The 6954-nt window shown below is 53.9% G+C and carries 6 protein-coding genes and 1 other RNA gene; 5 read left to right on the top strand and 2 right to left on the bottom strand.

All coding sequences use genetic code 11. From position 1 onward, the window contains the following. A partial coding sequence (gene gyrA, locus Q7T06_RS00245; RefSeq protein ID WP_304778147.1) for a DNA gyrase subunit A occupies positions 1-2211 on the bottom strand: 2211 nt, incomplete at its 3' end. Positions 2212-2462: 251 nt separating this feature from the next. Between gyrA and Q7T06_RS00240 the strand changes: the two genes are divergently transcribed. The 5 genes from Q7T06_RS00240 to ssrA all read left to right on the top strand — a co-directional run bounded on the left by Q7T06_RS00240 (position 2463) and on the right by ssrA (position 6122). Beyond that, positions 2463-3140, top strand: coding sequence for an OmpA family protein (locus Q7T06_RS00240; RefSeq protein WP_304778144.1), 678 nt, complete (start codon positions 2463-2465; stop codon positions 3138-3140). Between the two features lie 325 nt (positions 3141-3465). After that, a complete protein-coding gene (gene ompA, locus Q7T06_RS00235) occupies positions 3466-4083 on the top strand; it encodes an outer membrane protein OmpA (RefSeq protein WP_304778150.1) in 618 nt (205 codons plus the stop codon). Between the two features lie 120 nt (positions 4084-4203). After that, entirely contained in the window at positions 4204-4899 is a 696-nt protein-coding gene (gene ubiG / locus Q7T06_RS00230) for a bifunctional 2-polyprenyl-6-hydroxyphenol methylase/3-demethylubiquinol 3-O-methyltransferase UbiG (protein ID WP_304778141.1), read from the top strand. Between the two features lie 81 nt (positions 4900-4980). Next, the gene (locus Q7T06_RS00225) at positions 4981-5640 is read left to right on the top strand and encodes an HAD family hydrolase (RefSeq protein WP_304778138.1); all 660 of its coding nucleotides are present in this window, start codon (positions 4981-4983) and stop codon (positions 5638-5640) included. A 118-nt stretch (positions 5641-5758) separates the two neighbouring features. After that, positions 5759-6122: a transfer-messenger RNA gene (gene ssrA / locus Q7T06_RS00220) on the top strand. 51 nt (positions 6123-6173) lie between these two features. Here ssrA and Q7T06_RS00215 read toward each other — a convergent pair. Continuing rightward, a partial coding sequence (locus Q7T06_RS00215; protein ID WP_304778135.1) for an ABC transporter permease occupies positions 6174-6954 on the bottom strand: 781 nt, incomplete at its 5' end.

Here is a 6954-nt window from a genome sequence, read left to right as displayed (position 1 = left end):
GCGCACGCCACGCGCCTGCCTGCCCATTGGACGCACATCATTTTCATCAAAGCGAACCGCTTTTCCAGCATCGCTGAACAGCATGACGTCGTGCTTGCCGTCTGTCAGTGCCGCGCCAATCAGAAAATCGCCGTCATCCAGATCGACGGCAATAATCCCGGCCTTGCGCGGATTGCTGAAGTCGCTCAATGAAGTCTTTTTCACGGTGCCAAGGCTGGTCGACATGAAAATGTAGCGATCTTCAGGGAAGGTGCGATTCTCGCCGGAGACCGGCAGGATCACGGTGATTTTTTCGCCATCCTGCAGCGGGAACATATTGACGATAGGCTTGCCGCGCGAATTGCGCGAACCTTGCGGAACTTCCCATACCTTCAGCCAGTACATGCGACCGCGATTGCTGAAGCAAAGGATGTAATCGTGCGTGTTCGCGATGAAGAGCTGATCGATCCAGTCGTCTTCCTTGGTCGCCATCGCCTGCTTGCCGCGACCGCCACGTTTCTGCGCGCGGTATTCAGTAATTGGCTGCGACTTCATGTAACCGGTATGCGACAGGGTCACGACCATGTCTTGCGGCGTGATCAGATCTTCCGTACCCAGATCGGTTGCGTTCAGTTCGATCGTCGAACGACGCTCATCCTTGTTGCCGATGCCATATTCATTCTTCGCTGCGGTCAGTTCATCGGTAATGATGATGGTGACGCGCTCCGGCTTGGACAGGATGTCGAGCAAATCGGCGATTTGCGCCATGACTTCTTTGTACTCGTTGACTATCTTGTCTTGTTCCAGGCCGGTCAGGCGTTGCAGACGCATCTGCAAAATTTCCTGCGCCTGATCGTCAGACAGCTTGTACAAGCCATCGGGCTGGATGCCGTAATGCTTGGGCAGGTTTTCCGGACGGAAAGCATCGATACCGCCGACGCCATCTTCACCGGTGCGTGCCAGCATTTCGCGCACGACGGAGGAATCCCAGGCGCGCGCCATCAAGTCCGATTTCGCGACCGGCGGCGTTGGTGCCGCCTTGATGATCGCGATGAAATCATCAATGTTGGCGAGTGCAACTGCCAAACCTTCCAGCACGTGACCGCGTTCGCGCGCTTTGCGCAATTCGAATACCGTGCGGCGTGTGACCACTTCGCGACGATGCGACAGGAAGCATTCCAGCATCTGCTTCAGGTTCAGCAACTTGGGCTGACCATCAACCAGCGCCACCATGTTCATGCCAAAGGTGTCTTGCAACTGCGTCTGCTTGTACAGATTGTTCAGCACGACTTCCGGCACTTCATTGCGCTTCAACTCGATAACCACGCGCATGCCGGATTTGTCCGACTCATCGCGGATGTCCGAGATGCCGTCGAGCTTCTTGTCACGCACCAGTTCGGCGATGCGTTCGAGCAGCGATTTTTTGTTAACTTGATATGGCAGTTCGTCGACGATGATCGCCGCACGGTTTTCCTTGCCGTATTCTTCGAAGTGCGTTTTCGCGCGCATCACCACGCGGCCGCGGCCGGTGCGATAGCCGTCGCGCACGCCGGACTCACCATAATTGATGCCGCCCGTAGGGAAATCCGGTGCCGGTATGATTTCGATCAATTCATCAACGGTCGTATCGGCATTGCGCAACACATGCAAGGCGCCATCGATGATTTCGGTAATATTGTGCGGCGGGATATTGGTTGCCATGCCGACCGCGATACCCGAGGAACCATTGATCAGCAGATTCGGGATTCTTGTCGGCATTACCGACGGCTCTTTTTCCTTGCCGTCATAGTTGGGGACGAAATCGACGGTATCCTTGTCGATATCAGCCAGAATCTCGTTCGCCAGTTTATCCAGACGGCACTCGGTGTAGCGCATCGCCGCAGCGCCGTCGCCATCCACCGAACCGAAGTTACCCTGCCCGTCGACCAGCATGTAGCGCAGCGAAAAAGGCTGCGCCATCCTCACCAGCGTGTCGTAAATCGATTGATCGCCGTGCGGGTGGTATTTACCCATGGTCTCGCCGACCACGCGCGCACATTTTACGTACGGCCGATTCCAGACATTATTCATTTCATGCATCGCGAACAGTACCCGGCGATGCACAGGCTTCAAGCCATCGCGCACATCAGGCAATGCGCGCCCTACGATGACGCTCATCGCGTAATCGAGGTAACTCTTGCGCATCTCTTCTTCAAGCGAAATCGGGATTGTTTCTTTAGCGAATTGATCCATTGGCGGTTCGTCTGGTCTTTGGCTAGGGTTTGATAATGAAGAATCGCGTGATTAAACGGGCGATCCGGCAAATTGTAGATTTTAACACGCCGAAAGACTCTGGCCGCCGGTTTTGGCATCGCAGGAACTTTGTAAGCGACAGTAAGCACTGCAACAGATTTTCAGGAAAACATGTTTAAATGCCGGCTACCGAAAATACGCACCATAAAATGCGCGTCATTTCCAGAACACGCTATCCATCAAGAGAAAACATGATCAAAAACCTGGCCCTGGGCCTGCTGGTCGGCGCCGCATCGTCTTATGTTGCGGCACAAACAACCTCCGATATTAAAATCCCGCCCAACAATGCATATAGCCAGGATAGTCGCGGCATTGTCACCCGCAGTGCCTACGGCCTGTGCTGGAGATCCGGAAACTGGACCCCCGACGACGCCATTCCGGGCTGCGATGGCGCCTTGCTGCCACCGATACCCAATCCAACCGCGCCAGAAATAGTGAGTCACACGGAAAACACCGTGCCAGCGGATACAGGATGGGCGGCCAGCACCTGCAATTTCACACTTGCGCTGGAAAGCGATCAAATCTTTGCTTTTAACAGCGCACTATTAAACAAGTCCGCAAAACAAAGAATCGAACGCGAAGTCTTGCCGAGGCTTGCCAAATGCAATGCACTTGAGAGCATTACGATCACCGGCCACACCGACATCCTCGGCTCCCGGGATTTCAATCAGGCGCTGTCAGAAAAACGGGCGGCATCGGTTGCCGGATACCTCAGGGCGCATGGCGTGACGACCGCGATCAAGACCATAGGCGCTGGTGAGAAGCTGGCCATCAAAGCCTGCGACGAAAAATTGAAGCACGCCGAACTGCTTGCATGCCTGGCACCCAATCGGCGCGTCTTGATAGATGTACATGGCGCACAAAGATAGGCATGCAATTTATTTAATAAAAATTTCTACAAAATATGAACGATTTCCATGTCCAAAGGTCAATGTTTTGCTAGGGGAATTATTGCTCAGCAGGCCGTTGTTTATACGCAACGCTTTAAAAAAAACGGTAATCCGCTCACTGGGCAAGGTTCGCTGAAGATATTAGTTGTGGCAAAATACAGGCAGGTTAGACAACCGTTGCATACGGACAATTTGTTTCTTATGCTAGGTTGGAGCACGTGTTATTATCCATTTCCGATGTCATTCACGTAATTTGCGCAGTTCTTCTGCGGATATATATCTCACTCTCGAGGAGAAAGAAATAATGAATAAATTAGCAAAAATTATCCTGGCTGCATCCGCAGTCGTTGCAATGTCTGCGCAAGCACAAACCGACATCAAGGCAAGCACCCCAAACAGCGCCTACGCTCAAGCCGCTAACGGCACGATCGTACGCAGCGGTACTGGTCTGTGCTGGCGCACTGGCTACTGGACACCTGCTGATGCAGTTCCAGGTTGCGATGGCGCACTGGTAGCAGCAGCTGCTGCCGCAAAACCAGCTGCTGGCGCAGCAGCTCCAGTACCTACATCAGAAAAAGTCACGTTTGCAGCCGATGCATTCTTTGACTTTGACAAAGCAGTCTTGAAAAAAGACGGCAAAGCCAAGCTGGACGATCTGTCATCCAAGCTCAAAGATTTGAACCTGGAAGTAATCATCGCTGTTGGTCATACTGACTCCGTTGGTTCAGATGCATACAACCAAAAATTGTCGATCCGTCGTGCAGAAGCTGTTAAAAGCTACCTGGTCGGCAAAGGTATCGATGCAAAACGCGTCTACACCGAAGGTAAAGGCGAAAAACAACCAGTTGCTACAAACAAAACAGCTGCTGGTCGCGCACAAAACCGTCGCGTAGAAATCGAAGTTGTCGGTACACGCAAATAATTCGTTTCATACGAATCGAAAACCCCGCTGCGGCGGGGTTTTTTTTCGCGCCTTGATTAGTATCGATATACAAATCGCGGACATCAGCGCGCACAGCACTTTCCAGTTATTATTTAGCCCATGAATGCCGACCCATTAGAACTGAAAAAATTTAGCGATCTGGCCCACCAATGGTGGGATCCCACATCAGAATTTCGCCCCTTGCATGAAATCAATCCCTTGCGTCTCGAATGGATCAATAGCCGTGCGCCACTGGCTGGCAAAACCGTCATCGATATCGGCTGCGGCGGCGGCATCCTTGCCGAATCAATGGCAAAGAAAGGCGCGCATGTCACAGGGATAGATCTGTCTGAAAAAGCGCTCAAGGTCGCCGACCTGCACAGTCTGGAATCTGGCGTGCAGGTACGCTATGAATTGATCGCAGCGGAAGACATGGCCGAACGTGAAGCTGGCCGCTTCGACATCGTCACCTGCATGGAAATGCTGGAACACGTCCCTGATCCTGCAGCGATAGTCGCAGCCTGTGCAAAACTGGTCAAACCGGGTGGCAAGATATTTTTTTCCACGATCAACCGCAATCCCAAAGCCTATCTGCACGCCATACTCGGGGCAGAATACCTGTTGCGCTTGCTGCCAAAAGGCACGCACGACTATGCCAAGTTCATCACGCCTGCGGAACTGTCGCAGTACGCACGCCGCGCTGACCTGACAGTCGATACGCTCAGGGGCATGAGCTTCAATCCATTGACGAAAATCTATGCGCTGAATCACGACACCAGCGTCAATTATCTGCTTGCGTGCACCAAGCCAGCCTGATTCCCAACCACTGTAGCGCTCTTTATCGATGTGATATGCGGTAAAGCGCTTGCTCCAGTTCGACCTGCACATTGAGTCCGCATGAAATTACGTACACCATTAGCCATCCTGTTTGACCTCGACGGCACACTCGCCGACACTGCTCCCGACCTGGCAGGCGCGGTCAATCAATTGCGCATTGCGCGCGGGCTCGCGCCAACCGACTATGAATTGCTGCGCCCAATTGCTTCGGCGGGTGCGCGCGGCTTGATCGGTGTCGCATTCGGGATCACGCCGGATGATGCAGCTTACGAAGAATTGCGCGACGATTTCCTGAAAAATTATGAGGCAGCCATCGCGGTAGACAGCAGCCTGTTCGCCGGCATCACCGAATTATTATCCGGTTTGCAAGAACAAGGCATAGCCTGGGGCATCGTCACCAACAAGATTGCGCGCCTGACCGATCAACTCGTGCCCAAAATCGGCCTGGGTCATGCAGCATGCGTAATCTCAGGTGATACGACCGCACACTCCAAACCCCACCCTGCACCATTGTTCGAAGCGGCGAAACGCATAGGGGTTTTACCGGAACATTGCTGGTATGTAGGCGATGACTTGCGCGACATCCAGGCAGGTCAGGCTGCCGGCATGACGACTATTGCAGCGGCATGGGGATATTGCGGAGAGGCCGCGCCTGCCACCTGGAATGCAGACGTTTTGGTCGATACCCCGCAACAGCTATTCGCATTGCTAGGCAAATAACGACAAGTTTTATCCAACTCGTTATCAAGTCATTTCTCTGCGCTGGCGGCCATCGCAAAAATACCCTCTTGAATCCACAATGAAGCACCCCATCTACTGCGGTACAATAGTACTGCTTGGGGGCGACCTGGTTTCGACAGGGGTTGCAAAGCAGCGCAGGGCATACCGAGGACTGGTTACCTCGTAAATACATCCAGAAAAGTAATAACTGCAAACGATAACTCGTACGCACTAGCCGCTTAATAACCGGTTAGCTTCACACCGTTTCTTCCTTGGGGCGGGCTGGTCAAACAGCAGTGAAGTCATATACAAGGAATCGCGTCGGGCCGGGTCACTTGGCAAGGCGTTAAATAATAGGTGACTCGTCTGTACCAAGCGTGCGCGTCCGCGTGGTCCGGATTAAATCAAATGGCAGCGCTAAGTATGTAGAACTGTCTGTAGAGTGCTTCTGGACGCGGGTTCGATTCCCGCCGCCTCCACCATGAATACGCTAAACCGTTGAGAAATCAACGGTTTTGTCGTTTCTGCACCCTTCAAGCCATCAAGCTGATGGTCTTGCGGAAACGTCGCAGCGACGCCATGAACAGCAGCGCGCCTATGACGATGATGGCCAGCACCTGCGGCCACACCACATCCAGGCCGGCGCCGCGAAACAGGATCGCCTGGGCGGCTGACACGAAATGCGTGGTGGGCGCGACCAGCATCAGCTGCTGGACCACCCACGGCATGCTCTCGCGCGGCGTCATGCCGCCGGAGAGCATTTCCAGCGGTAGCAGCACCAGCACCATCAGCATGCCGAATTGCGGCATTGAACGCGCCACTGTCGCCATGAAAATACCCATCGAAGTAGTGGCAAACAGATGCAACGCCGTCACCACCATGAACAAGGCTATCGATCCCTGCACCGGCACCCGCAAGGCCAGTTGCACCACGAACAGCATCGACACTGACACCGCCAGCAAGACCACCACAGCCATCGCCCAGACCTTGGCCAGCATGATCTCGGCAGGCGTGACCGGCATCACCAGCAAGTGTTCTATCGTGCCGTGCTCACGCTCGCGTATCAATGCTGCGCCGGTCAGGATGATGGACAGCATGGTCACGCTGTTGATGATTTCCATCAGCGAGCCGAACCAGGATTGTTCAAGATTGGGATTGAAGCGCATGCGCAAATTCAGTTCGACCGGCATGCTGGTGCTGCCGCGATGACGCTGCACGAATTCATCCACCTCGGCGGCCACTATCTGCTGGACATAGCCGCTGCCGGTAAAGGCCTGGCTCATGCGCGTGGCATCGACATTGAGCTGCACGGCA

It is taken from the genome of Herminiimonas sp. (genome assembly GCF_030645555.1).
GTDB lineage: Bacteria > Pseudomonadota > Gammaproteobacteria > Burkholderiales > Burkholderiaceae_D > Oxalicibacterium.
Note: the sequence above shows the minus strand (reverse complement) of the source record. Positions and strands in the feature narration are given on the sequence as shown.

Bases quoted from the DNA above. Each gene is read 5' to 3' on its own strand.
- Q7T06_RS00240 (WP_304778144.1), top strand. From the start codon at position 2,463: ATGATCAAAAACCTGGCCCTGGGCCTGCTGGTCGGCGCCGCATCGTCT.
- ompA (WP_304778150.1), top strand. From the start codon at position 3,466: ATGAATAAATTAGCAAAAATTATCCTGGCTGCATCCGCAGTCGTTGCA.
- ubiG (WP_304778141.1), top strand. From the start codon at position 4,204: ATGAATGCCGACCCATTAGAACTGAAAAAATTTAGCGATCTGGCCCAC.
- Q7T06_RS00225 (WP_304778138.1), top strand. From the start codon at position 4,981: ATGAAATTACGTACACCATTAGCCATCCTGTTTGACCTCGACGGCACA.